Source organism: Streptomyces sp. NPDC050549 (assembly GCF_040655035.1).
GTDB lineage: Bacteria > Actinomycetota > Actinomycetes > Streptomycetales > Streptomycetaceae > Streptomyces.
The window spans coordinates 33,617-57,666 of record NZ_JBFAJD010000048.1; the positions used below are offsets into that span (position 1 = coordinate 33,617).

General features: G+C 71.4%; 24 protein-coding genes. 13 read left to right on the forward strand and 11 right to left on the reverse strand.

The window, feature by feature from the left end; genetic code table 11:
- Position 1: 1 nt before the first annotated feature.
- Genes AB0I51_RS41840 through AB0I51_RS41850 form a run of 3 tightly spaced genes read right to left on the reverse strand, consistent with a single transcriptional unit; the run spans position 2 to position 1,692 of the window.
- Positions 2-415, reverse strand: a complete 414-nt coding sequence (locus tag AB0I51_RS41840) for a Rieske (2Fe-2S) protein (RefSeq protein ID WP_362983643.1) — start codon at positions 413-415, stop codon at positions 2-4.
- On the reverse strand, positions 412-990 hold the full coding sequence (locus AB0I51_RS41845; protein WP_362983645.1) for a DUF6529 family protein: 579 nt from the start codon (positions 988-990) through the stop codon (positions 412-414). The genes AB0I51_RS41840 and AB0I51_RS41845 overlap by 4 nt, the downstream gene beginning before the upstream one ends.
- A gap of 27 nt (positions 991-1,017) precedes the next feature.
- Positions 1,018-1,692 carry a hypothetical protein gene (locus tag AB0I51_RS41850; protein WP_362983647.1) on the reverse strand — a complete coding sequence of 225 codons (675 nt, stop codon included), beginning with the start codon at positions 1,690-1,692 and terminating at the stop codon, positions 1,018-1,020.
- A gap of 242 nt (positions 1,693-1,934) precedes the next feature.
- On the opposite strand from AB0I51_RS41850, the gene aroH reads away from it, so the two are divergent.
- From aroH to der, 5 genes are all read left to right on the forward strand, one after another.
- On the forward strand, positions 1,935-2,303 hold the full coding sequence (gene aroH / locus AB0I51_RS41855) for a chorismate mutase (protein ID WP_359608193.1): 369 nt from the start codon (positions 1,935-1,937) through the stop codon (positions 2,301-2,303).
- The gene (locus AB0I51_RS41860; RefSeq protein WP_362983649.1) at positions 2,300-3,385 is read left to right on the forward strand and encodes a prephenate dehydrogenase; all 1,086 of its coding nucleotides are present in this window, start codon (positions 2,300-2,302) and stop codon (positions 3,383-3,385) included. Before aroH ends, AB0I51_RS41860 begins: the two co-directional genes overlap by 4 nt.
- Before the next feature lie 112 nt (positions 3,386-3,497).
- Entirely contained in the window at positions 3,498-4,193 is a 696-nt protein-coding gene (gene cmk, locus AB0I51_RS41865; RefSeq protein WP_362983651.1) for a (d)CMP kinase, read from the forward strand.
- A gap of 53 nt (positions 4,194-4,246) precedes the next feature.
- A complete protein-coding gene (locus AB0I51_RS41870) occupies positions 4,247-4,834 on the forward strand; it encodes a lysophospholipid acyltransferase family protein (RefSeq protein WP_362983705.1) in 588 nt (195 codons plus the stop codon).
- A gap of 74 nt (positions 4,835-4,908) precedes the next feature.
- Positions 4,909-6,387 carry a ribosome biogenesis GTPase Der gene (gene der, locus AB0I51_RS41875; protein ID WP_362983653.1) on the forward strand — a complete coding sequence of 493 codons (1,479 nt, stop codon included), beginning with the start codon at positions 4,909-4,911 and terminating at the stop codon, positions 6,385-6,387.
- Positions 6,388-6,462: 75 nt separating this feature from the next.
- On the opposite strand, the gene AB0I51_RS41880 is transcribed toward der, so the two are convergent.
- Both AB0I51_RS41880 and AB0I51_RS41885 read right to left on the reverse strand, forming a co-directional pair.
- Positions 6,463-6,858, reverse strand: coding sequence for a hypothetical protein (locus AB0I51_RS41880; RefSeq protein WP_362983655.1), 396 nt, complete (start codon positions 6,856-6,858; stop codon positions 6,463-6,465).
- 37 nt (positions 6,859-6,895) lie between these two features.
- A complete protein-coding gene (locus AB0I51_RS41885; protein WP_362983657.1) occupies positions 6,896-7,684 on the reverse strand; it encodes a hypothetical protein in 789 nt (262 codons plus the stop codon).
- 504 nt (positions 7,685-8,188) lie between these two features.
- Here AB0I51_RS41885 and AB0I51_RS41890 point away from each other — a divergent pair.
- Entirely contained in the window at positions 8,189-8,899 is a 711-nt protein-coding gene (locus AB0I51_RS41890) for a transglycosylase family protein (RefSeq protein ID WP_362983659.1), read from the forward strand.
- Between the two features lie 68 nt (positions 8,900-8,967).
- Here the strand turns inward: AB0I51_RS41890 and AB0I51_RS41895 are convergent, their stop codons facing one another.
- From AB0I51_RS41895 to AB0I51_RS41905, 3 genes are read right to left on the reverse strand one after another with little or no spacing between them, the layout of a single operon-like run.
- Complete coding sequence (locus AB0I51_RS41895) at positions 8,968-9,603, reverse strand: ATP-binding cassette domain-containing protein (RefSeq protein WP_362983661.1); 636 nt, start codon at positions 9,601-9,603, stop codon at positions 8,968-8,970.
- On the reverse strand, positions 9,600-12,332 hold the full coding sequence (locus tag AB0I51_RS41900; RefSeq protein WP_362983663.1) for an ATP-binding cassette domain-containing protein: 2,733 nt from the start codon (positions 12,330-12,332) through the stop codon (positions 9,600-9,602). Before AB0I51_RS41900 ends, AB0I51_RS41895 begins: the two co-directional genes overlap by 4 nt.
- Entirely contained in the window at positions 12,332-12,808 is a 477-nt protein-coding gene (locus AB0I51_RS41905) for a hypothetical protein (protein ID WP_362983665.1), read from the reverse strand. Before AB0I51_RS41905 ends, AB0I51_RS41900 begins: the two co-directional genes overlap by 1 nt.
- Before the next feature lie 122 nt (positions 12,809-12,930).
- Here AB0I51_RS41905 and AB0I51_RS41910 point away from each other — a divergent pair, with 122 nt between their 5' ends.
- The 4 genes from AB0I51_RS41910 to AB0I51_RS41925 all read left to right on the forward strand — a co-directional run bounded on the left by AB0I51_RS41910 (position 12,931) and on the right by AB0I51_RS41925 (position 16,282).
- Positions 12,931-13,485, forward strand: a complete 555-nt coding sequence (locus AB0I51_RS41910) for a hypothetical protein (RefSeq protein ID WP_362983667.1) — start codon at positions 12,931-12,933, stop codon at positions 13,483-13,485.
- Entirely contained in the window at positions 13,454-14,749 is a 1,296-nt protein-coding gene (locus AB0I51_RS41915) for an ABC transporter substrate-binding protein (RefSeq protein WP_362983669.1), read from the forward strand. Before AB0I51_RS41910 ends, AB0I51_RS41915 begins: the two co-directional genes overlap by 32 nt.
- 30 nt (positions 14,750-14,779) lie before the next feature.
- Positions 14,780-15,781, forward strand: coding sequence for a YafY family protein (locus AB0I51_RS41920; RefSeq protein WP_362983671.1), 1,002 nt, complete (start codon positions 14,780-14,782; stop codon positions 15,779-15,781).
- Between the two features lie 285 nt (positions 15,782-16,066).
- A complete protein-coding gene (locus tag AB0I51_RS41925; RefSeq protein WP_362983673.1) occupies positions 16,067-16,282 on the forward strand; it encodes an I78 family peptidase inhibitor in 216 nt (71 codons plus the stop codon).
- 95 nt (positions 16,283-16,377) lie between these two features.
- Here the strand turns inward: AB0I51_RS41925 and AB0I51_RS41930 are convergent, their stop codons facing one another.
- Both AB0I51_RS41930 and AB0I51_RS41935 read right to left on the reverse strand, forming a co-directional pair.
- Complete coding sequence (locus AB0I51_RS41930; RefSeq protein ID WP_362983675.1) at positions 16,378-17,415, reverse strand: phosphatase PAP2 family protein; 1,038 nt, start codon at positions 17,413-17,415, stop codon at positions 16,378-16,380.
- Positions 17,416-17,652: 237 nt separating this feature from the next.
- The gene (locus tag AB0I51_RS41935; RefSeq protein ID WP_362983677.1) at positions 17,653-18,831 is read right to left on the reverse strand and encodes a hypothetical protein; all 1,179 of its coding nucleotides are present in this window, start codon (positions 18,829-18,831) and stop codon (positions 17,653-17,655) included.
- A gap of 259 nt (positions 18,832-19,090) precedes the next feature.
- On the opposite strand from AB0I51_RS41935, the gene AB0I51_RS41940 reads away from it, so the two are divergent.
- Together AB0I51_RS41940 and AB0I51_RS41945 are read left to right on the forward strand one after the other, a co-directional pair.
- The gene (locus tag AB0I51_RS41940; protein WP_362983678.1) at positions 19,091-20,692 is read left to right on the forward strand and encodes an MFS transporter; all 1,602 of its coding nucleotides are present in this window, start codon (positions 19,091-19,093) and stop codon (positions 20,690-20,692) included.
- A gap of 140 nt (positions 20,693-20,832) precedes the next feature.
- Positions 20,833-22,029, forward strand: a complete 1,197-nt coding sequence (locus tag AB0I51_RS41945) for an acyl-CoA dehydrogenase family protein (RefSeq protein WP_362983680.1) — start codon at positions 20,833-20,835, stop codon at positions 22,027-22,029.
- Between the two features lie 57 nt (positions 22,030-22,086).
- On the opposite strand, the gene AB0I51_RS41950 is transcribed toward AB0I51_RS41945, so the two are convergent.
- Complete coding sequence (locus AB0I51_RS41950; RefSeq protein ID WP_019074897.1) at positions 22,087-22,527, reverse strand: cell division protein SepF; 441 nt, start codon at positions 22,525-22,527, stop codon at positions 22,087-22,089.
- A gap of 326 nt (positions 22,528-22,853) precedes the next feature.
- Between AB0I51_RS41950 and AB0I51_RS41955 the strand changes: the two genes are divergently transcribed.
- Positions 22,854-24,032 carry a DUF5685 family protein gene (locus AB0I51_RS41955; protein WP_362983707.1) on the forward strand — a complete coding sequence of 393 codons (1,179 nt, stop codon included), beginning with the start codon at positions 22,854-22,856 and terminating at the stop codon, positions 24,030-24,032.
- Positions 24,033-24,050: the final 18 nt, after the last annotated feature.

The following is a 24,050-nucleotide window of genomic DNA, read 5'->3' on the forward strand; positions in this document are numbered from 1 at the left end:
GTCACGCCAGGTGGATCGAATTTCCCTCCACCGTGATCTGCTCCGCGGGGAGGGGCTTCGGCGCCGGGCCGCCCGCCACGGATCCGTCCGCGATGTGGTACTTGCTGCCGTGGCACGGGCAGTCGATCGTGCCGTTCGCGACGGCGTTCACCGTGCAGCCCAGGTGGGTGCAGACCGCCGAGAAAGCCTTGAACTCGTCCTTCTTCGGCTGGGTCACCACGACCTTCTGGTCCTTGAAGATCTTGCCGCCGCCGACGGGGATGTCGGAGGTCTTCGCCAACTCCTGGCCGCCGGAGGCCTTCACGGACGACGAGCCCGAGGAGTTGTTGCCGTCGCCGTACTTGCTGCACCCGGCGGCGAGCGCGGCGGCCGCGCCCGTCACGAGAACCGTGCGGCGCGTCGAGCTGTCGGTCATGTACTCACTCCGAAGGTGCGGAAGAACCAGAGGGCGGATGTCAGCCAGAGCAGGGTGAGGCCGGCGAAGACCAGCCCGCCGACGAGCGGCAGCAGCCAGCCGGGGAGGCGCTCCGAGCGGAGCAGCAGCATCTTGGCACTGAAGGCACCGAAGAACAGGCACCCCAGGAGGGAGTGCCACATCACGCGTGTCGAGTACGTCTGGTACCCGAACGCGTAGAGGCAGTGCACCGCGACCGGCACGGCCACCAGGAACGCGATCCGCCCCGACCAGCGGTGCAGGGTCGCCGACCAGCTCGGTCCTGGCAGTCTGCCGTAGACCATGAAGGCGGAGACGACCTGGACGAGGGCGAAGAAGAACGCGGTCGTCGCCAGCCAGGACTTGACCGCGCCCGTGCTGCTGAAGCCGGCGAGGTTGAAGGCGGTGCCGGCCGGGTCGTGGACCTTGCCGTAGACGCCGAGTCCGACGGCCACGGCCGCGGCCACCAGGGCCGGGACCAGATAGCGGCCGGGGCTGTCACGGCGGTGCGGGGGCGGTGGGAAGGCCTGGGTGGCGGCGTTCGGGTCGGCGGTCATGATCGGCTCCCTGAGGCGGATGGTGGGTCAGGGGGTGACGGGCTGTGCCGTGAGCTGCTGTCCGTCGACCGTGACCGCGCCGGTCTCCGGGTCGATACGGGGTGCGGAGGTGGCCTTGCCGTCGCGGGTGACGATGCCGGTCTGGCGGCCGTTGGGCAGCACGATCCAGCCGCCGTCGATCTTGGCGCCGCGCACCTTGGCCGTGGCACGCCACAGTCCGGACGGCTTGACGGCCTTGTCGGCGGTGAAGGAGTACTTCCGGCCCTCGTCCTTGACGGTCCCGCGGATCTTCTTGCCCTGCTGGAGCTTTCCGTCGAGTACGGCGCCGTTCGGGGCAGTGAGCTTCATCGTGCCGTCGTCCGCGACCGGGCCGCGCAGCCAGGCCTCCTTGTAGCGGCCGTCGCAGAAGTACGCGACCGCCCTGCCGTTGCGGATCGTCACGGCGACCGAGGCGGCGTCGTCGTCGGTGCGGCCGGCGTAACTGGCGTTCGGCACGGCCGACTTGGACGGTGTCGGGCTGGGCGTGACGGTCGGTGTCGGTGACGCGGGCGCCGACTTCTTCGGGGACGGTGACGCGGACGGCGATGCCTCGCTGTACGAGGAGGACGCGGTCTTCGTCCCCGACGTCGCGTTGAGCGTCAGCATGAACAGGCCCAGCACCAGGCCCGCCAGAAGTGTGAGCAGTGGTCCAGGACGCTTCATTACTGTCCTCCCCCGAGGCGAGCTACCAGCCCATGAGAGCGGACTCGGGGCCGTGGGTAAAGAGGCATACCGGGATGATCTCACCCCAAGTAGCGGAACAGAGTGATTCAGGTGACATTGGCAGGGTTCGTGGGGCCCGCTCCGGCCCGTCTCAGCGGGCGGGCGCCGGGCACCCGTACCGGACAGGCTGACTAGGCTGGATGTGCACAGAGCCGTGAGGTACATCAGCGAGGAGCAGAGCAGTGGCGGTACGAGCGGTCCGGGGCGCCGTCCAGCTGGACAGGGACGAGGCCGGCCACATGGACGAGCGGGTCGGCGAGCTGCTCACCGCCGTCCTGGAGCGCAACGGCCTCACCGCCGACGACCTGATCAGCGTCTGGTTCACGGCCACGCCCGACCTGCACAGCGACTTCCCGGCAGCCGCCGCCCGCAAGCTCGGCAGCGCCTTCGCCGACGTACCGCTGATCTGCGCGCAGGAACTCGACATCGCGGGTGCCATGCCCCGGGTGGTCCGTGTCCTCGCGCACATCGAGTCCGACAAGCCCCGCGCCGACATCGCGCACGTCTACCTCGGTGCCGCCGCCGCCCTCCGCAAGGACATCGCCCAGTGAGAACCGCGCTCGTCATCGGCACCGGCCTCATCGGCACCTCCGCCGCGCTCGCCCTCGTCTCACGCGGGGTCGTCGTGCACCTCGCCGACCACGACCCCGAGCAGGCCCGTACGGCCGCCGCGCTCGGTGCCGGCACCGACAAGGCGCCGGAGGGACCCGTCGACCTCGCGATCGCCGCCGCCCCGCCCGCGCTGGTGGCCGGGGTGCTCGCCGACGCGATGCGCCGGGGCATGGCCCGCGGCTACCTCGACGTGGCCAGCGTCAAGGGCGGCCCGCGCCGCGAGCTGGAGGCGCTCGGCCTGGACCTGTCGGCGTACATCGGCTCGCACCCCATGTCCGGCCGGGAGAAGTCGGGCCCGCTGGCCGCGACCGCCGACCTCTTCGAGGGCCGCCCCTGGGTGCTGACGCCCACCCGCGACACCGACACCGAGGTGCTCAACCTCGCCCTGGAACTTGTCTCGCACTGCCGTGCCGTACCGGTCGTGATGGACGCCGACGCCCACGACCGTGCCGTGGCGCTGGTTTCCCACATGCCCCACCTGGTGTCCAGCATGGTCGCCGCAAGGCTGGAGAACGCCGAGGAGGCCGCCGTACGGCTGTGCGGGCAGGGCATCCGGGACGTGACCCGGATCGCCGCGTCCGACCCCCGCATGTGGATCGACATCCTCTCCGCGAACCCGGGGCCGGTCGCCGACCTGCTCACCGATGTCGCAGGGGACCTGGAGGAGACGGTGCGGGCACTGCGCTCCCTGCAGTCCGCCGACGAGGACAAGCGCCGCGAGGGTGTCGGCGGCATCGAGGACGTGCTGCGCCGCGGCAACGCGGGGCAGGTCCGCGTCCCCGGCAAGCACGGGTCCGCACCGCGGGTGTACGAGGTCGTGGCCGTGCTGATCGACGACCAGCCCGGGCAGCTGGCCCGGATCTTCGCGGACGCGGAGATGGCCGGGGTCAACATCGAGGACGTCCGCATCGAGCACGCGACCGGGCAGCAGGCGGGTTACGTGCAGCTGATGGTGGAGCCGAAGGCGGCGCCCGTGCTGAGCGCCGCGCTGCGCGAGCGGGGATGGGCGATCCGGCAGTAGTGCCGCTCGGCCATCCGGCAGTAATACGCCGTGCGGGGAGCCAGTAACCTTGTGCGGGGCGCACTCGCGCCCCCACCCCGCTCACCACCACGCACCAGGAAGGTGTCCTCCCGTGGAAAACGGCGCCGCCCGGACCGCCCCGGCAGTGATTGTCGCCATCGACGGCCCCTCCGGCACGGGCAAGTCGAGCACGTCGAAGTCCGTGGCCGCGCAGCTCGGGCTGAGCTATCTGGACACCGGCGCCCAGTACCGGGCGATCACCTGGTGGATGGTGAACAACGGGATCGACCTCACCGACCCCACCGCGATCGCCGACGCCGCGGGCAAGGCGGAGATCGTCTCGGGCACCGACCCGGCGCACCCGACGATCAGCGTCGACGGCGTGGACGTGTCCGGCCCGATCCGCACCCAGGAGGTCACCTCCAAGGTCAGCGCGGTCAGCGCGGTGCCCGAGGTGCGGGCCCGGATCACCGAGTTGCAGCGCTCGCTGGCAGCCGAGGCGGAGCACGGGATCGTGGTGGAGGGGCGGGACATCGGTACGACCGTGCTGCCCGACGCCGACCTGAAGATCTTCCTCACCGCTTCTCCGGAGGCGCGGGCCGCCCGGCGCAGCGGCGAGCTGAAGGGTGCCGACGTCCAGGCCACCCGCGAGGCGCTGCTGAAGCGGGACGCGGCCGACTCCTCGCGCAAGACCTCGCCGCTCGCGAAGGCGGACGACGCGATCGAGGTGGACACCTCCGACCTCACGCTCCAACAGGTCATCGAGTGCGTGGTCACCCTGGTCGGGGAGAAGCGGGCCGCCAAGTGACCGCAGCATCGGAGCGGGGTGCCGAGGTCGGGCGGCGCATCGGCGTCGGCCTGATGTACGGGCTGTGGAAGCCGCGCGTGCTGGGTTCCTGGAAGGTTCCCGCGACCGGCCCGGTGATCCTCGCCGTCAACCACTCCCACGGCGTCGACGGCCCGATGGTCATGGGAGTGGCACCCCGGCCGACACACTTCCTGATCAAGAAGGAAGCCTTCGTCGGCCCGCTCGACCCCTTCCTGCTGCGCATCGGCCAGCTGAAGGTGGACCGCTCGATCGCCGACCGCACGGCGATCACCGGGGCGCTGGACGTCCTGGCGGCCGACGGCGTCCTGGGGATCTTCCCCGAGGGCACCCGCGGCGAGGGCGACTTCGCCTCGCTGCGCGCGGGGCTCGCCTACTTCGCGGTCCGCAGCGGCGCCCCGATCGTGCCGGTGGCCGTACTGGGCACCGCCGAGAAGAGCGGACGACTGATAAAGGCGCTGCCTCCGCTGCGCTCCCGCGTCGACGTCGTCTTCGGTGACCCGTTCGATGCGGGCGACGGCTCCGGCCGCCGTACGCGCAAGGCACTGGACGAGGCGACCGAGCGGATCCAGAAGCAGCTGGCCGCCCACCTGGACGATGCCAGGCGCCTCACCGGGCGCTAAGAGACACTTGAGTAGTGGATCACCCGAAATCCGGGGGTTCCACCGATCACCACGATGAACGAGGTACCGACTTCATGAACGACCAGATCCAGCCCGACGGCTCCGGCGAGGAGCACGAGCACGGGGCGCTCGGCGACGCCGAGTACGCGGAGTTCATGGAGCTCGCCGCCGTAGAGGGCTTCGACGTCGAGGACGTCGAGGGCGCCATCGAGGAGGCCGGTCACGGGCCGCTGCCCGTGCTCGCCGTAGTCGGCCGGCCGAACGTCGGCAAGTCGACTCTCGTCAACCGCATCATCGGCCGCCGCGAGGCCGTCGTGGAGGACAAGCCGGGCGTCACCCGCGACCGCGTGACCTACGAGGCCGAGTGGGCGGGCCGCCGCTTCAAGGTCGTCGACACCGGCGGCTGGGAGCAGGACGTCCTCGGCATCGACGCCTCCGTGGCCGCCCAGGCCGAGTACGCGATCGAGGCCGCCGACGCGGTCGTCTTCGTCGTCGACGCCAAGGTCGGCGCCACCGACACCGACGAGGCGGTCGTGCGGCTGCTGCGCAAGGCCGGCAAGCCCGTCGTGCTGGCCGCCAACAAGGTCGACGGCCTCAGCGGCGAGTCCGACGCGGCCTACCTGTGGTCCCTGGGCCTCGGCGAGCCGCACCCCGTCTCCGCACTGCACGGCCGCGGCACCGGCGACATGCTGGACGCCGTCCTGGAGGCGCTGCCGGAGGCGCCCGAGCAGACCTTCGGGACCGCGGTCGGCGGTCCCCGCCGGATCGCCCTGATCGGCCGCCCGAACGTCGGCAAGTCCTCGCTGCTGAACAAGGTGGCGGGCGAGGAGCGCGTGGTCGTCAACGAGATCGCGGGCACCACCCGTGACCCGGTCGACGAGCTCATCGAACTCGGCGGCGTGACCTGGAAGTTCGTCGACACCGCCGGTATCCGCAAGCGCGTCCACCTCCAGCAGGGCGCCGACTACTACGCCTCGCTGCGCACCGCCGCCGCCGTCGAGAAGGCGGAGGTCGCGGTCATCCTGATCGACGCCTCCGAGTCCATCTCGGTGCAGGACCAGCGCATCGTCACCATGGCCGTCGAGGCGGGCCGTGCCATCGTCCTCGCCTTCAACAAGTGGGACACCCTCGACGAGGAGCGCCGCTACTACCTGGAGCGCGAGATCGAGACCGAGCTCGCCCAGGTCGCGTGGGCGCCCCGGGTCAACATCTCGGCGCGCACCGGCCGCCACATGGAGAAGCTGGTCCCGGGCATCGAGACCGCCCTCGCCGGCTGGGAGACCCGCGTCCCGACGGGCCGCCTGAACGCCTTCCTCGGCGAACTGGTCGCCGCCCACCCGCACCCGGTCCGCGGCGGCAAGCAGCCCCGCATCCTCTTCGGCACCCAGGCGGGCACCAAGCCCCCGCGCTTCGTGCTCTTCGCCTCCGGCTTCATCGAGGCGGGCTACCGCCGCTTCATCGAACGCCGCCTGCGCGAGGAGTTCAGCTTCGACGGCACCCCGATCCACATCTCGGTCCGGGTGCGCGAGAAGCGCGGCAACAAGAAGAAGTAGCCGCAAGGCAGTTGCTACGACGAGGAGGGCGGCCCCTGTTGAAACAGGGGCCGCCCTCCTCGTGTGCGTGCCGCGTCAGATGCCTCGGCGTGGGCCGGGCGGCAGGGCCGGGATGTGGTGCATCCCGGTGTGGCCGTGCTGCTGGCCGACATGGCCGAGCTGTCCCACGCGCTGCCACTGCGACTGCTGCCGGGCGCTGTAGGCCCCCGCGCTGTACGCGCTGTACGAACTCCCGCCGAACGAACCGCCACCGAACGAGCCCGTGCTGTGCGGGCTGTGCCCGAAGGCCGTGAAGCCCAGATCCTCCTCGCCGCTGCGGTCACCCGGCAGCGAGCGGAAGGTCTTGACCCACTCCGAGTAGAGCCGGTCGTAGATCGGCGTGGCCGACGGGCCGCCGGGGCTGTCCCGGTCCGATCGCGAGGACGGGATCGGCTGGTAGGGCCGGCTGCGGGGAACATCGTATGCGTGCACGTATGTCCAAACGACGCGTGACCTGAAGGGATGCGGCTCAGGTGCCCGCGAGCGGGAGCGCGGAGCCGACCAGCTTGCCGTTGGCCGCGGCCTTGTCGAGCGCGCTGCGCAGCAGGTCCTCACGGGGCTGGCGGCCGATCGAGCCGACCGGCGCCGCGAACATCAGCACCTGCTGGTGCTTGTTGGCGGCGGCGCGCCAGCTGTCGGTGACCTGGAGCGGCTGGTGCGCCTGCCACCAGGCCACCGGGGAACCGCCGTTGCTGCTGGGCTGGAGCACCGCGTGCAGCTGGCCCGCGGCGAGCAGCACCGACCAGCCGTGCAGTACGGGCGGCACGGTGGTGATCTCGCTGAGCGGCATGAAGCCCTGCTCGATCAGCAGCGGCAGGAAGTCGTCGCCGGCGCCGGTCGAGCCGGGCCGCACGATGGGCGCGGTCGGCTCGACCACCAGGGCGGGGTGCAACTCCCCTGAGATCAGGACAAGTCCGCTGGTCACACCGAGCACGGCCTGCTCGGGTACGGCCTTCTCCGGTTCGCCGGCCGGGGCGTGCGCGTTGCCGCTGATAGAGCGGACGGCGCCCTGCAGCTGCTCCTCGGTGACCTGGACGATCTGGGAGGGCAGGCAGGTGGCGTGGGCGAAGGCGAGGACGGCGGTCTCGTCGCCGATGAACAGGACGGTGCTGGTGCGCTCCTGATCGGAGTCGCCCTGGGTGCGGCACGACGTGCAGTCGTAACTGCCCGGGGCGTTGTCTCCGGCGAGCAGCCGGTCGGCTTCTTCGTCGCCGATCTCGGCGCGTACGTCGTCGCTGACGTCGAGCATGCGCGGCACGGGTGGCTCCCTCGGAATGCGGTGCCCGGCGGGTCCCGGGCTCATGAAGAAGACAACGGACGATCTGTGGCGGGAGTCACGCTCCAGAGCGAACCGAATCCAACCAACCGAAGCGCAGGGTCACACCGGGTGCGGAATCGGACACTCCCCGTCAACTGCGTGGAAATGCAAGGGAGTTGGTTGCGTGAACCGAGTCACAGATCGGAAAGGTCGTTGGTCGAAATATCAGTAAATGCGGGAATGTAGTGGGTGTCCGGAAAATGCCGCTACCTTCGGTAACGGTCAACTGGCCTGGCACAACGGGCCGTTGGTCGACATCGGCTCGTCCACGTCCGTACATTCCTCCGCCGTGTGCAGCGAGCACCGCTCGGGACACGTCCGCCGGCCGATCAAGCCAGCAAGCAGCACCACTTCCGGCGGACGGGGAGGAGCGCGAGGACCACGTCGATGCGTGGAAGCCGCGAACCGCCTTGGGGGACCCCGGGTTGTTGGAGAGGGAACTACATGTCCGAATGTGCCGATACCACTCGCGAGAACACGCCTGAGACCCACCGCAAGGGTCAGGCGCGGACAACGGCGGTCCTCGCCGGAGCGGCCCTGCTCGCCCCCCTGGGCGTGCTGGCGGCCACCGGCAACGCCGCGGCGGCCGACAGCGGGGTGTGGGACCGCATCGCCCAGTGCGAGAGCGGCGGCAACTGGCACATCAACACAGGCAACGGCTACTACGGAGGACTCCAGTTCTCCGCCGGCACCTGGCGCGCCTACGGCGGCTCGGCCTACGCGGCAACCGCCGACCAGGCCTCGCGGTCCGCGCAGATCGCCGTGGCCACCAAGGTTCAGCACGCCCAGGGCTGGGGTGCCTGGCCGGTCTGTTCGGGACGGGCCGGAGCGAGCGGCAGCGCACCCGCGGCCTCCTCCGGCAAGGTCACCGAGCAGTCCACCAAGGCGAAGACGCCGAAGACGACGAAGAAGTCGTCCACCGAGTCGACGGTCGAGTCGACCAAGAAGACCGCCCCGTCGAAGACGCCGGACCGCGGCACGAACAACGCCTCGCGCGGTACGTCCCGCGGCGACTACACCGTCCGCGAGGGCGACACCCTCAGCGGCATCGCCGCCGAGCACGGGACCACCTGGCGGAAGATCTACGCCGCCAACAAGGCCGTCATCGGCGGCGACCCCGATCTGATCGTGCCCGGCCAGCAGCTCGACCTCTGAGCCGAACCGCGCCCGCGCCGCCCCCGCCCGGTCCTCCGACCGGGCGGGGGTCCGCCGTTGCCGGGCGGCTAACGCAGTTCGGCCGCCTCGCCGCCGAACACGACGGTGCCGCGCCGCAGTTCGTACACGAGGGCGCCCCGGCCGCGCAGCACGGGCGGCAGCCGCTGCTCGGCGACGACCACGCACGCGTCCAGCCCGCCCAGCAGTTCGTACGTGCGGTCCGCGACCGCCGGTGACATGCCCTGCGCCGGCTCGTCGACGAGCACCACGCGCGCGCGTGCCAGCAGGGCACGGGAGAGGGCCAGCATGCGCTGCTCGCCCCCGGAGAGGGTGCCGGCCCGGCGGGGGAGCAGCGGGCTCAGCTGTGGGTACGCATCGAGGGCCACGGAGTAGTCCCGCGCCGCGAGTTCGAGGTTCTCGTGGACGGTGAGGGACCCGAACACGGCCCGCCGCTCCGGCACCAGACACAGTCCCCGGCGAGCCCGTTCGTAGGCCGGCACACGGGTCACATCGGCGCCGTCCCACACCACCGCGCCGCCCGACAGCGCGACCGTACCGGCGAGGGCGCGCAGCACGGTCGTACGGCCGGAGCCGTTGCGGCCGAGCAGGACGGTGAGCCCGTGAGCGGGGGCGGCGAGGGTGACGCCGTGCAGGGCTTCGAGGGGGCCGTAGCGCACGCGCGCATGGCGCAGGGAGATGGTCATGCCGGTGTCTCCCAGGCGCCGGGTGCGTCCAGGACGCGGTCCGGCGGTCCGGAGGCGACGATGCGGCCCGCCGTCATCACATGGACCACGTCGGCGAGGCCGGCGACCAGATCGAGGTCGTGCTCCACGACGAGCAGCGCGGTGCCCTCGGCGGCCAGCGCCCGCAACACCAGGGTCAGCGCGGCCACTTCGGCGGTGTCGAGTCCGGCGGCTGGCTCGTCCAGCAGCAGTACGCGCGGGCCGCCCGCGAACGCCCTCGCCAGTTCGACCCGGCGCAGCGTCCCGGTGGGCAGCCCGGCGGCGGGCAGCGACCGCAGGTCCCCGTCGAGCCCGAAGAGCCGCAACGCCCGCTCCACCGCACCGGGTTCGGCGGCCCGCCCCTGTTCGGCGCCCACGCGCACGTTCTCGGCGACGGTCAACGAGGGGAAGACGGCGAGCTGTTGAAAGGTCCGCGCGACCCCGAGCCGGGTCCGGGCGTGCGCGGCCAGCCGGGTGACGTCCCGCCCACCGAGCCGGACCCGCCCGCGCACGGGCCGCACCGTCCCGGCCAGACAGTGGAACAGGGTGCTCTTTCCGGCTCCGTTGGGCCCGACGACGGCGGTCACCTGCCCCGCCCGCACGACGAGATCGACTCCGTCGAGGGCGGTGAAGCCGCCGTAACGGGCGTACAGGGCATGGGCGGTGAGGGCGGGCCGGGTCCGTGTCGGCGCCGGTCCGGGAGGGGGCGTTCTCTCGGGTCGGTGCCTGGGCCCAAGAGCGTGCGTCCACTCGGCGCCGCCTTCCGCCGGGCGCGCAACGCTCCTTCGGGTGGCCGTCGTCGGGCCGGTCACGCTTCTGCGGGTGGCCGCCGCCGACCCCGTACGCACCGGCCCGCCCACCGCCCGCAACCTCCGCCGCACCCGCACCCCCAACGGAGTGAGCCGCGCCCGTCGTCGGGGCCGCGTCCGCCCGACCGCCGCCCGCAGCGCCTCGTACGGCCCCCCGGGAAACCGCCCCACACACACCGCCAGCACCCCCATCAGCGCCGCCGCCACCCCGCCGCGCGCGCCCGCGTCCAGGCCCACCAGCAGGGCCGCGGCCGTCAGCGCGCCCAGTGTGCTGTCGGCGCCCAGGACGACCACCGCGGCGAACCACAACAGGCCCCGGACGGGGTCGTAGGCCGAAGGGTCGAAGGCGCGCAGGCCCATGCCGAGCATGCCGCCGCCGAGGGCGGCCAGGGCGGCGCCCGCGACAAAGGCCAGGAGTTTCAGGGACGGGACCCGGACGCCGGCCGCCGACGCGCCCGCCTCGTGGTCGCGCATCGCGGCGAGGGCGCGCCCCGTGCGGCCCCGGCGCAGGGCGTGGGTCGCCAGCAACGCGCAGGTCAGAAGGGCGAGTTCGAGGACGTAGTACGCGCGGTCCCCGTCGAAGCCGGACGGGCGGTCCAGGGACAGGCCCGACGTGGCGTACGGCTGGGCGAAGACGAAGCGGCTGACCCCGACGCCGACCGCGAAGGTCGCGAGGGCCAGGGACAGGCCGTGGCGGCCGATCGCGGGCCAGCCGGTGAGCAGGCCCAGGGGAGCGACCAGGAGCACCGCCACCGCCAGCGCGGCCAGTTCGGGCAGCCGGGGCAGGCCGGGGAAGCGGCCCGCTGCCAGCAGCGCCGTGAACAGGGCTCCCAGGCCCGCGTACGCCGCCTGCCCCAGCGAGAGCTGGCCGCCGCGCCCGGTGACCACCACCAGGGACAGCAACACCACGCCCAGCGCCGGGACCTGGACCGAGGTGTGCAGGTCCGAGCCCGCGAAACCGAGGGGGAGCAGGAACAGCACCGCGGCCACGATCCAGGCACCCGGAGGCGTCGCGACCCGTGCCGTCGCCGTACGGGGGAGCGCGTCCCGTGCGCCAAGACCCGGCAGGACGAGCGCCACGACCAACAGGGCTACCACGAACAGGTTCGCGCCCACCGCCTGCACCAACTGCCCACCCCAGCCGGACAGATGGACCCTCGTCAACTGGCTCTGCCCGACCCCGGTCCCCAGCGCCACCAGCACGGCGACCGGCAGACTCCGCATCCGCGCGGCCACCGCGACCGCCACCACCTCCATGACGAGCAGGGGCAGACCGTACGGGTCCAGGCGCACGTAGGGAGCGAGGAGCACGCCCGTCAGCCCCGCCGTGAAGGACCCGAACGCCCAGCCCGCCGCCGCCACCCGGTCCGCGTCCACCCCGCCCAGCACAGCGAGCTGCCGGTCGTCCACCACGGCCCGCAGCTCCCGCCCGAACCGCGTCCGGCGGATGACCCCCCCGACGCCCGCCGCGAGCACGAGCACCACCGCCAACTGTCCCCAGGGATCGGCCGACACCAGCACCGGTGCGTCGTCCCGGGCGCCCTGCCCCCACACCAGCGCCGCCCCGCCGACCAGCAGCACGAACACGCCGATCGACGCCACCAGGGTCTGCGCCGGATCGCCGCCCAGGACCGACAGCGGCCGGAAGACGAACCGTTCCAGTGCGACTCCGACGGCGGGCGCGAGCAACAACAACGTCACCACCGCACCCAGCCACAACGGCCAGCCCCACCCCACCACGCACTGCCGCAGCACGTACGCGCAGACCATCGCGATCGCGCCGTGCGCGAAGTTGAGGACGCCGGTCGCCCGGTACGTCACGATCAGACCGATCCCGGTGAGCGCGGCGGCGCTGCCGACCGAGAGGCCGGCGAGGGTGAGGTCGTAGCTCAGCGAGGACATCAGTCGTCGGCTTCGGCGGGCTCGCAGATCGGGCAGGGGCTCAACTCGCCGTTCGCCACCAGCTTCGCGTCCACCGGCACCGCTTCGGCCTTCCCGGCGACCAACGGGCAGTCCGCGCGGTGCCACAACGTGCCGCCCGGCACCATCAACAGGTCTCCGCTGACCGCCAGGGGCACGGCGGCCGCCTCCGCGGACTCCTCGGCGTCGTCGGCCTCCGCGGCCACGAGAAGGGCGTACAGCTCCTCCACGCGCGCGGTGGCGAGGGCGCCGCGGCCATGGGTGAGCAGGATCGCGCCGGCGACGATCAGCGCGGCGCCGGGGATCGTGCAGGAGGCCAGGTAGGGGAGTTGCCGTTCGGCGTAGCGCTCGCCCGAGACGCCGTACCAGCCGAGCACGCACAGCACCGCACCCGCGGCGAGCGCGGCCCAGCCGGCCCACAGGACGGGACGCACGGTCCGCAGTCGGGCTGTCCGCATTTACGGCTCCCACATGTCATGTGTCTGTCCATGCCGGCCAATGGCTTGCACTATGCCTTCTGACACCCGACCTGAAAACACCGGGCGCGCACGGCCCGGACCGACACCCGGCGGTGAGCCAGATGGTTCTCGGGAGCGACCTCAGGCGAAGGAACACAAGGCGCGTGCGGGGCACGGCGGTTACGGCCGCCCTCGTGCTCGCGCTCGGCCCCGCGCTGGCGGCCTGCAGCGACGACAGCGGGGGCGGCAGCGGCGCGCCGCCGCCCACCCCGTCCGTCGAGCGGACCACGAGCGCGCCGGCGACCGCGCCCGCCGACCCGGCCACCGCCACGGCCCGGATCAAGGCCAACTGGAAGAAGTTCTTCGACCCGGCCTCTTCCACCAAGGACAAACAAGCCGTCCTGGAGAACGGCGACAAGATGGGCGCGGTGCTGAAGGCGTTCAACGGCGACAAACGCGGCGGGCAGGTACAGGCGGAGGTCACCAAGGTCGTGTTCACCAAGGCGGACAAGGCGACCGTGACCTACACGCTGACCCTCAACGGCGCCACCGCCCTGCCGGACGCCTCCGGAACCTCCGTCGAGCAGGGCGGCACCTGGAAGGTGTCCGTCAACACCCTGTGCGCGCTGGTGGCGTTGAGCGGCGATGCCTCGCCGTCGCCCGGGTCGGGCTGCTGAGGCTGCTGCCGCGGTACTGCTGCTCCTGGTGGGCACGGCCTGCGGCAGCCGTCTCCCGGAGAGCGACTTCGAGCACGGCGACACCCGTCCGCCCGCGCCGAGCACCGGCACACCGATCCGGGTCGGGATCATCACCAGCGCGACCAGCCCGGTCGGCGGCGACATCTTCACCGGCCCCCGCGACGGCGCCCAGGCGTACTTCGACCGCGTCGACGCGCGCGGGGGCATCGCCGGGCGCCGGGTCGAGGTGCGGCTGTGCGACGACGGCGGCAGCGGGGTCGGCAACAACGAGTGCGTGCACAGGCTGATCGACGAGGACAAGGTCGTCGCCCTGGTCGCGACCACCGCCTTCGACTACGCGGGCGCCTCCCGCGTCTCCCACGCGCGCGTGCCCGACATCGGCGGCCAGCCCATCGGCGCCGCCTACGACACCTGGCCGCACCTCTACGGCATCTACGGCAGCCTCGCGCCCCGCACGGGCACCCCGGGCTGGGGCGGGAAGCTGTACGGCGGCACGGAGGTCTACCGGTACTTCAAGCGCGAGCGGGGCGCCCGTACCGCCGCCGTCGTGTCGTACAACCAGGCCGCGTCCGCCGCCTACGCCCGGCTCGTCGAGCAGGGGCTCAAGGCCGAGGGCTACAAGGTCGTTCCCGAGCAGGTCGACTTCGCGCTGCCCAACTTCCGCGCGGCGGCGGCCGACCTGAAGCAGCAGGGCGCGGACCTCGTCTTCGACGCCCTCGACACGCACGGGAACGCCCAGTTGTGCGCGGCGATGGACCAGGTCGGCGCGAAGGTCGTCGCCAAGGTGACGAACGTACAGAACTGGACATCCACCGTCCCGGAGGACTACAAGAACTCGCCGCGCTGCCGCAACGCCCTGTGGGCGGCCGGGTCCAGCCGTGACTTCGACGACCTGTCGCAGCCGGCCGTACGGGAGTTCCGGGAGGCGACCAAGGGACTGAAGACGCATTCCCAATGGCAGTTGGAGGGCTGGGCGGCGGCGATGTGGTTCACGGACGCGGCGAAGGCCTGCGCGAAAACGGGCGTCACGCGCGCGTGCGTCGACGGATTCATGAACCGGAGCGAGAACTACACCGCCGACGGCCTGCTGGTTCCCGTCTCCTTCGAGCGGCTCGCCGAACCGCCGCGGACGCGCAGGACGTGTCTGTCGGTCGCACGATGGCAGGACGGAAGGGGGTGGGTCCCGCAGGGCGACATGAACAGCACTTGTTTCGAGGTGCCCCAACTCCCGTACAGCCCTTGATCCGGACCACCCTTGATACAGACTTCGACCATGTTGGAGACCTCGGCACGACTCCTGCGTCTGCTCTCGCTGCTCCAGGCCCACCGCGAATGGTCCGGCGCCGACCTGGCCGACCGGCTCGGGGTCACCCCGCGCACCGTGCGCAGGGACGTCGACCGGCTGCGGGAGCTGGGCTACCCCGTCAACGCCAGTCCCGGCACGGGCGGCGGTTACCAGCTGGGCGCGGGCGCCGAGTTGCCGCCGCTGCTGCTGGACGACGACGAGGCGGTGGCCGTGGCGGTCGGCCTGCGGACCGCCGCCGGGCAGGGCATCGAGGGCATCGGCGAGACCTCGGTACGCGCCCTCGCCAAGCTGGAGCAGGTCCTCCCGAACCGGCTGCGCCGCCGGGTGGGCGCCCTCAACGCCTTCACCGTGCCGATGCTGCACAACACCCTCCCGTCCGCCGTGGACCCGGCCGTACTGACCGAGCTGGCCGCCCTGTGCCGGGACGCAGAGCGGCTGCGCTTCGAGTACGAGAGCCACGACGGCGTCCCCACCCGCCGTACCGTCGAACCGCACCGCCTGGTGTGCACCGAGCGCCGCTGGTACCTGGTCGCCTGGGACCTGGACCGCGAGGACTGGCGGACCTTCCGCGTCGACCGCGTCACGCCCCGGCCGCCGCACGGGCCGCGCTTCACCCCGCGCGAACCACCGGCGGAGGATCTCGCCGCGTACGTCTCGAAAGGGGTCTCCACGCGCGCGTACGCCTCGCAGGCCGTCGTCCGGCTGCTCGTACCGCTGGAGCGGGCCGCCGAGCGGATCTCACCGTCCTCCGGGACCCTGGAGGCCGACGGGCCGGACGCCTGTCTGCTGCGGACCGGGGCGCCGAACCTCGATGTGATGGTGATCCATGTGGTGATGACGGGCTTCGAGTTCGAGGTCCTGGAGCCGGTCGAGCTGACCGGGGCGATCAGGACGGCCAGGGACCGGCTGTCCCGGGCGCTGGAGCGGGCCGGCCGGGGGCCGCACGGCGATTCTGTGCCGGAACGGTGAAACACTTATGCGGCGTCAGCTCCCGCCGTACGGCACGGAATCGGAATGGAATGGGGCGCCCGGCCGGTTCTCGCGGAAATTTCCGCAGAGCTATTCGACAGGCCGGACCGACACGCGGGAATTACGTTCGAATGGCCGCGCAAGACGTCCGGAACCGCTCATACGTGTGAGGCCCGCTGCGGCAGCAGCTGATGTCACGGAGAACAAAACACACGTCCTGATCCTGTGACAGAAGTGTGACCGGAGAGGGTCATGGAGAGCGGGAGAGGGGCTAGCGTGGCGCGCATGGCACCCATTCCGACTCCACCGGCGGAGCCCCAGGACAGTCCGGACACCTATGTCGGCCTCGACGCGCCCGAGGCCGAGCGGCTCGCGCGGGAACGGGGGTGGTCGACCGTGCGGTCGCTGCCGCCGGGGGCGATCATCACCATGGAGTACCGCGTGGGCCGGCTCAACTTCGAGGTGAAGGACGGCACGGTGGTACGCGCCTGGAAGGGCTGAACGAGCACGTCACGAAGGCCCCGGTTCCGCAGGAGGAACCGGGGCCTTCGTCGTGCGGGGATGGGTTGTGCGTACCGGCCCCGCGGTTCGGTGGGTCAGCCGCCCGCCGCCGGCCGGGCCGTCGCCGCGGTGGTGCCACGTGCCACCCGTTCCGGGTGCGGCGGGCGGCGGCTGCCGATCGGGGTGACCGGGGTGCGCTCCGAGCGGATCGTGTGCGGGCTCGGCGCGAGATGGGCGGGAGGCCGCGCCGAACGGCTCGTGGTGACCGTCTCGCGGGCCGCCGGCACCTCGTCGCCCGAGGAGGAGGCACGCGGCTTGAGCAGTACGGGCGCGGGGACGGGGGACGCCGGCACCGGGGCGGGCGCGGTACGGCCGCGGCGGGCGCGCCAGCGGTCGCGGTAGTCGAAGATGCGGGTCTCGGCCAGCGCGATCAGCGGCTCGCACCACGGGAGGGCGAGCAGCACCAGCAGCCCGGCGGCCCAGCCGAGCAGCACGTCGCTCAGCCAGTGCGTACCGAGGTAGACCGTGGCGAGACCGACGCCGAGCGAGGTCACGGCGGACGCGGCGGACAACCACCGGCGGGCTCTCGGCGTAGAGGCCAGATACGCCAGAATTCCCCAGGTCACGACCGCGTTGGCGGTGTGGCCGCTGGGAAATATATCGCCGCCGAGGCCCATCTCGTTCGAGCCGATGACGGTGGCGTAGTGCGGGCCGAGGCGGCCCATGCCGAGCTTGGCGGCGCCGACCGTGATGTTCAGCAGCAGCAGCAGGGTGCCCAGGGTGAGCAGCGGGCGCAGTGTGTGCTGCCGCCACGAGCGCCAGCCCAGCCAGGCCGCGACCATCACCGCGGTCGGGCCGCGCTGGCCCAGCACCACGTAGTAGTCGACGAACCAGTGGATGCCGGCCCACTGCTGGTACGGCCGGAAGAACATGACCTGCCAGTCGAACCGGACCAGCCAGGAGGTGGTCACGACAAGCCACACGATGGCCAGATAGAAGGCCAGGGTCGCCGCGAAGAGCACGACCCTGTGCCGGCTCATCTTCGGCACATCGATGTTGGCCGGCCGTTCCGGTTCCCGGTCCAGCCTCGCGAACACCCGGTCCAGACGGGTGAGGTTTCGTTCGGTACGCACCCAATCGACGTTACAGCGAGTGAGTGTGGATGCCTGTCGAATCAGCGGCTTTGTGATGACGATGTGATGTGGGAAAGCTCTCAGAGGCAGGTTTATTTCCGAGGATTCCGCAATCCCCGGCGGCTCCGTCCTTCAATTCCTTTGATCATGTCGGGCCCCAGTTTTATGGCACTTATGAATTAGTTCACCAAACGCTGGGGTGAAATTAGCCGGACGCTCACCGGTTCCCGGGGTGGATCATGGCGGGCCGGAGCCGTTCAGCCAGAACGCCCCGTACACGGCCGACGCCATCGCGACACCGCCCACCACCCACGCTGACCTGGAGGTACGCAGCCGCGCCAGGGCGAGTGCGAGAGGGAACAACAGGGGGAATGCGGGCATCAGCAGGCGCGGTTTCGAGCCGAAGTAGCTCGACGCGCACAGCGCGAGCGCGGTGACGACGCCGGTGTACACCAGGAGCGGCAGCGGCTGGCCCTGCCGGACGCCCACGACGTACAGCCAGACCACCAGCCCGACCCCGACGATCAGCCCGACCCCGGCCAGGGCCGAGGGGAACGAGGTGAACTTCTCGCCGACGAAACGGGCGAAGGCGGCGCCGCCGTCGAAACCGTTGCGCCAGCCCGCCTGGACGTCGAGATAGCCCAGCGGACCCTTTCCGGTGCGGTGGCCGACCCACAGGACGTATCCGGCGGCACCCAGGGGCGCGAGCGCCAACCCGAGGGCGCATCGCCAGTTCCGCGCGCCGGGCGCGGGCGCCGCGCTGCCGTCCCGCACGAAAGAGCCGGCGCCGACGGCAGAGCTGACACCGACGACAGAGGTGACGCCGGCGACCCACACCGCGGCCACCACGGCGAGCCCCACGGGCCGTGTGAGACCGGCGAACAGCGCCAGAGTGCCCGCCGTCAGCCAGCGACCGGTCAGGACGGCGTACAGCGACCAGGCGGCGAGCGCCGTGAACAGCGACTCGCTGTACGCCATCGACTGCACGATCCCCACAGGCAGCACGGCCCACAGCAGCACGGCACACACGCCCACGCGACGGCCGTGGACATGCTCGGCGACCGCGAAGATCCCCCAGGCCGCCGCGAGCGAGGCGAGCACGCTCACCACCAGACCGCCGTCGGCGTACGACAGCGGGGAGACCGCGTGCAGGAACCTTTCCAGCCAGGGCAGCAGCGGGAAGAAGGCGAGGTTCGAGTGGACGTCGCCGTTCGGGAGCCGCACCTCGTAGCCGTAACCGAGGTCGGCGACCCGGGTGTACCAGAGGGCGTCCCAGCGCGCCGTCAGCAAGGTGTGGGCGCTCTTGCCGCGCGCCGCGCTCCACACCGCGAGCACCACCAGGCCCAGGGCGCGGACGGCGGCGTACCCGAGGAGGGCAGGGGCCGCCCGGCGCAGAGGTGCTTCAAGATCGGTCACGGGCCCGATTATCGACGGGGTGCAGAACCGGCAGGCCCGGTGGGGCGTGGTCCATGGGAGGGGGAGTGGTGTACGCCACACGTGTTGTCCGGGGAGTGTGAGAGGTCCGCCACGTGGCATTGACGTGAACTCGCGTACGCTGACGGCTCACTCGCCTTCGTTGCGCGGGTCGGAGACACCGCTCCTCTCCGGCCGCAGTCACGGGGAGTCCCCACCCCGTGAGCCCGCCGAACGCGAGGGAACATCTGGGAGGTAGTACATGTCCGGGACGACCACGGCCGCCGCAGCGCTGCGCCGTCGGGCGGCCGGGGCCGGTGCCAACCGCTGGGTCGTCCTCGTCGTCCTCTGCGTCAGCCTGCTCCTCGTCGCGCTCGACGCCACCGTGCTCCATGTCGCGGTGCCCGCCGTCACCGAGGACCTCAAACCCGGCGCGATAGAGCTGCTCTGGATCGTCGACGTCTATCCGCTGGTCTGCGCCTCGCTGCTCATCCTCTTCGGCACGCTCGGCGACCGCGTCGGCCGCAGAAGGATCCTGCTCCTCGGCTACGGCCTCTTCGGCATCGCCTCCGGCCTGGCCGCCTGCGCCCATGACGCCCAGGTCCTGATCCTCGCGCGGGCGCTGCTCGGCGTCGGCGGCGCGATGATCATGCCGGCCACGCTGTCGATCCTCCGCCAGGTCTTCCCCGACCGGCGCGAGCGCGCGGTGGCGATCGGCGTGTGGAGCGCGGTGGCGGCGGTCGGCGCGGCGGTGGGTCCGCTGCTCGGCGGTTTCCTCCTCGAACACTTCTGGTGGGGCTCGGTCTTCCTGGTCAACATCCCCCTGATGCTGATCAGCCTGCCGATCGGCCGCCTCCTGCTCCCCGAGTCCAGGGGCGACCGCAACGGCCCGTGGGACGTCGTCGGCGCGCTGATGGCCGCCGGCGGACTCTTCGGAGTCGTCCTGGGCGTCAAGCGGCTCGGCGGCGGAGAGCCCGTGCACAGCGCCTGGACCGTGGCCCCGCTGCTCGTGGGAGCTGTGCTGATGGTTCTCTTCGTACGACGGCAACGGCGCCGTACGCATCCGCTGGTGGACCTGAGCATGTTCCGCAGGCCGGCGTTCAGCACCTCCGTCGGCTGCATCGTGCTGGCGATGCTCGCCCTGGTGGGTCTGGAACTGATCGCCGCCCAGTACCTGCAGCTGGTCCTGGGCCTGTCGCCCCTCCAGACGGGTCTACGGCTGCTGCCGCTGACGTTCGCGGCGATGGCGGCGGGGCTGTTCGGGGCGCGGATGCTCCGGCGTTTCGGCCCGCGCCGGATGGTGTGCTTCGGCTTCTGCCTGACCGCGTTCTCGGTACTGACGCTCACCGCGATGGGCGGCCGGGACAACACCGGGCTGCTGCTCTTCGGGTTCCTGCTGCTCGGGTTCGGACTGGAGATGACGCTCTTCGGGGCGTACGAGTCGATGCTGAGCGAGGCACCGCAGGCCCAGGCGGGCGGCGCGGCGGCGATCGGCGAGACCTCCTACCAACTCGGCGCCGGCATCGGCATCGCGCTCCTCGGCAGCGTCATGAACGCGGCGTACGCGCCCGGACTGCGGTCCGTACCCGGGGTGCCGACCTCCGCGTCGGCCTCGGCGGGCCATTCACTGGGCGAGGCGTACGACGTGGCGTCGCGTCTCGGTGGAGTGCGTGGCGCCGCCCTGCGCGACGCGGCGCGGCACGCCTTCGTGCACGGCCTGCACGTCACGCTCCTGGTCAGTGCGGGCCTGCTGCTGCTGGGCGCGGTGATGGCGTTGCGGTTGCCCCGCATCATGCAGTGCGAGGCACCTCTGGTCGCCGTGCCCGCCCCTCGGGAAGTAGCCGAGTCCCGCATCTCGGCCTGAACAACATCTCCCACCCACGTGCCGCCCGCGACGGGCGTTTGAAGGGTGGACGTCTCCCGCCACGGTTCCTGGCCGTCGGCGGCCACGGGTCCGTTATTGTAACTAGCAGTGGTAGTTTTCTTAGATTTCGGAGGCCCTGCATGGCTGCGTCCTCGTCCTCGAAGTTGCCCCCCTTCAACCCCGCCGACCCCCTCGGCATCGACGACCTGCTCGACCCCGAGGACCTGGCGATCCGGGACACCGTTCGCGCGTGGGCCGCCGACAAGGTGCTGCCGTACGTCGCCGAGTGGTACGAGAAGGGCGAGTTGCCCGGGATCCGGGAGCTCGCGCGGGAGTTGGGCGGTATCGGGGCGCTCGGGATGTCGCTCGACGGGTACGGCTGCGCCGGTGCCACCGCCGTGCAATACGGGCTCGCCTGCCTGGAGTTGGAGGCCGCCGACTCCGGGATCCGGTCGCTCGTGTCGGTGCAGGGGTCCCTCGCCATGTACGCCATCCACCGCTTCGGCAGCGAGGAGCAGAAGCAGGCCTGGCTGCCGCGCATGGCCTCCGGTGAGGTCATCGGCTGTTTCGGGCTGACCGAGCCCGACCACGGCTCGGACCCGGGCGCGATGCGGACGTATGCCAAGCGGGACGGCGGCGACTGGGTGCTCAACGGCCGGAAGATGTGGATCACCAACGGGTCGGTGGCCGGCGTCGCCGTCGTGTGGGCGCAGACCGACGACGGGATCCGCGGGTTCGTCGTACCCACCGACGCCGCCGGTTTCTCCGCGCCCGAGATCAAGCACAAGTGGTCGCTGCGTGCGTCCGTGACCAGCGAACTCGTCCTCGACGACGTGCGGTTGCCGGCCGATGCGGTGCTGCCGGAGGTCGTCGGGCTGAAGGGGCCGCTGAGCTGTCTGTCGCACGCTCGTTACGGAATCGTGTGGGGTGCGATGGGCGCGGCGCGCGCTTCCTTCGAGTCCGCCGTCGAATACGCGAAGACCCGGGAGCAGTTCGGGCGGCCGATCGGCGGCTTCCAGCTCACCCAGGCCAAGCTCGCCGACATGGCGGTCGAACTGCACAAGGGGATTCTGCTCGCCCATCACCTGGGGCGGCGCATGGACGCCGGGCGCCTGCGTCCCGAGCAGGTCAGCTTCGGCAAGCTCAACAACGTACGGGAGGCCATCGAGATCTGCCGTACGGCACGGACGATCCTCGGTGCCAACGGGATCTCGCTGGAGTACCCGGTGATGCGGCACGCGACGAACCTGGAGTCGGTGCTCACGTACGAGGGCACCGTCGAGATGCACCAGCTCGTGCTGGGCAAGGCGCTCACCGGACTCGACGCCTTCCGGTAGGAAGACCCGAAGTCCTTTTCAACCCTGCGGGAGGCAGGGCCGATGAGCGGCCCTGCCTCAGCTCTGGTTGAAGAAACCGTCCTCGCGGCGCGCGACCGGGTCGCCGCTGACGATCTCGGTGTTGGCGGGGGTCAGCAGGAAGACACGGTTCGCGACCCGCTCGATGGTGCCGCGCAGGCCGAAGGTCAGGCCGGCCGCGAAGTCGACCACGCGCTTGGCGTCGGTCGCCTCCATCGCCGTGAGGTTCACGATCACCGGAACCCCTTCCCGGAACAGCTCGCCGATGGCTCGGGCGTCCCGGAAGCTGTCCGGGGTGACCGTGCCGATGCGCCGGCCCTTCACCTCGGCGACGTCCGAGGCCACCTTCACTCGCGGGTCCGTCACCCAGGCATCCCCGGGCTGCTCGGTCCCTTCGGAGTAGTCGTCGTCGTAGTAGCGCTCGTCATCGTTGTCGTCAACGAGCCCAAGCCAGGCACTCGCCTTGCGTACCGATCCCATGGACGCCTCCTCTCACAGCGGTCTTTATTGCTATCCGCATCCCTATGGTCATCCATGATGCGGATCGCGCGCCAAGTGGATAGACGCCGCGCGGGGGGTTTGTGACGCTACTGGTGCACAGCCAATACGTCGAGGGCCCCCGTGTATCAAGGGTGTTGCCGCACAGGGCTGCTGACTGAGAGTGAAATATGATTCTTCCCGGCGTCCGGGTGATGGCTGGTGCGTACGGGTGAACGGAGTGGTCGATACGCTGCGGCTGCTCAACGCCCCTCCGGGTGTCGTAGCGAACGCCACGTCAGATGTCGTACACGCCACGGGGGATCGTCGTGTTCGGAATGGTCAGGCCCTGCAGTCATCGGCTCGGAGAAAGCCTCAAGGCCCAGTGGATGGCGCACTTGTGCGGGTTGTGCCTCGCACTGCGCGGAGATCACGGGCAGCTCGCGCGCGTCGTCACCAACTACGACGGACTGCTGCTCTCGGTCCTGACGGAGGCTCAGGTCGAGCGGGAAGGCGGCGGATGGCGGCGTACGGCCGGGCCCTGTCCGTTGCGCGGGATGCGGACCGCGTCCGTCGCCCAGGGCGAGGGAGCGCGCCTCGCGGCGGCCGTCTCGCTGGTGCTCGCCTCCGCCAAGGTGCGTGACCATGTCGCCGACGGGGACGGGCTGCTGGCCCGCAGGCCGGTGGCGCTGGCCGCGCGGCGCGTCGCGGGGAGCTGGGGGCGGGCCGGGGCGCGGACCGGTCTTGATGTCGGGTTCGACGCGGCCGTCCTCGTCGACGCCGTGGACCGGCAGCTCGGTGTCGAGGCCCTCGCCGGGCCCGGCACCCCGATCCTGACCGTCACCGAACCGACCGAGACGGCCACCGCGGCCGCCTTCGCCCACACCGCGCTCCTGGCCAAACGCCCGGGCAACGCCGTACCGCTCGCCGAGGCCGGACGTCTCTTCGGCCGGCTCGCGCATCTCCTGGACGCCGTGGAGGACCGGGAGTCCGACGCGGCGTCGGGTGCCTGGAACCCGCTCACCGCGACCGGCACCCCGCTCGCCGAGGCCCGCCGACTGGCCGACGACGCGCTGCACGGGATACGGCTGGCGCTGCGGGAGACGACTTTCACCGACGGCAGGTTGGCGCATCTGCTTCTCGCGCACGAACTGGGGCGTTCGGTGGACCGGGCCTTCGGGACACAGTCGTGCGGCCATGGACCCGAGGCCGCCTTCGGGCCGCCGCAGACGCCCTACCTGCCGGGCGATCCGCGCCACGACGGCAATCCCTACGGCGGTAATCCCTTCGGCGGTGAGCCGCCGCGGCCCGACAAGCGCGGTTTCTGGGCGGGGTGTGCCGCCGCGCTCGGGCTGTGCTGCACCTGCAAGGTGTGCTGTGCCGACGAGTTCGAGGGGCCGTGGTCGAGGCGGCGGCGCGAGGGGTGCTGCTCCAGCTGCGACTGTGACTGCTGTGATGCCTGTGAATGCTGCGAGTGCTGTGAATGTCTCTCGTGCTGCGACTGCTGACCGTGACGGTGACGGGCA

Bases quoted from the DNA above. Each gene is read 5' to 3' on its own strand.
- AB0I51_RS41940 (WP_362983678.1), top strand. From the start codon at position 19,091: ATGTCCGGGACGACCACGGCCGCCGCAGCGCTGCGCCGTCGGGCGGCC.
- AB0I51_RS41910 (WP_362983667.1), top strand. From the start codon at position 12,931: ATGGTTCTCGGGAGCGACCTCAGGCGAAGGAACACAAGGCGCGTGCGG.
- AB0I51_RS41915 (WP_362983669.1), top strand. From the start codon at position 13,454: ATGCCTCGCCGTCGCCCGGGTCGGGCTGCTGAGGCTGCTGCCGCGGTA.
- AB0I51_RS41845 (WP_362983645.1), bottom strand. From the start codon at position 990: ATGACCGCCGACCCGAACGCCGCCACCCAGGCCTTCCCACCGCCCCCG.
- AB0I51_RS41900 (WP_362983663.1), bottom strand. From the start codon at position 12,332: ATGTCCTCGCTGAGCTACGACCTCACCCTCGCCGGCCTCTCGGTCGGC.
- AB0I51_RS41895 (WP_362983661.1), bottom strand. From the start codon at position 9,603: ATGACCATCTCCCTGCGCCATGCGCGCGTGCGCTACGGCCCCCTCGAA.
- AB0I51_RS41925 (WP_362983673.1), top strand. From the start codon at position 16,067: ATGGCACCCATTCCGACTCCACCGGCGGAGCCCCAGGACAGTCCGGAC.
- AB0I51_RS41840 (WP_362983643.1), bottom strand. From the start codon at position 415: ATGACCGACAGCTCGACGCGCCGCACGGTTCTCGTGACGGGCGCGGCC.
- AB0I51_RS41920 (WP_362983671.1), top strand. From the start codon at position 14,780: ATGTTGGAGACCTCGGCACGACTCCTGCGTCTGCTCTCGCTGCTCCAG.
- AB0I51_RS41890 (WP_362983659.1), top strand. From the start codon at position 8,189: ATGTCCGAATGTGCCGATACCACTCGCGAGAACACGCCTGAGACCCAC.
- AB0I51_RS41870 (WP_362983705.1), top strand. From the start codon at position 4,247: ATGTACGGGCTGTGGAAGCCGCGCGTGCTGGGTTCCTGGAAGGTTCCC.
- AB0I51_RS41850 (WP_362983647.1), bottom strand. From the start codon at position 1,692: ATGAAGCGTCCTGGACCACTGCTCACACTTCTGGCGGGCCTGGTGCTG.
- AB0I51_RS41945 (WP_362983680.1), top strand. From the start codon at position 20,833: ATGGCTGCGTCCTCGTCCTCGAAGTTGCCCCCCTTCAACCCCGCCGAC.
- AB0I51_RS41905 (WP_362983665.1), bottom strand. From the start codon at position 12,808: ATGCGGACAGCCCGACTGCGGACCGTGCGTCCCGTCCTGTGGGCCGGC.
- der (WP_362983653.1), top strand. From the start codon at position 4,909: ATGAACGACCAGATCCAGCCCGACGGCTCCGGCGAGGAGCACGAGCAC.
- AB0I51_RS41950 (WP_019074897.1), bottom strand. From the start codon at position 22,527: ATGGGATCGGTACGCAAGGCGAGTGCCTGGCTTGGGCTCGTTGACGAC.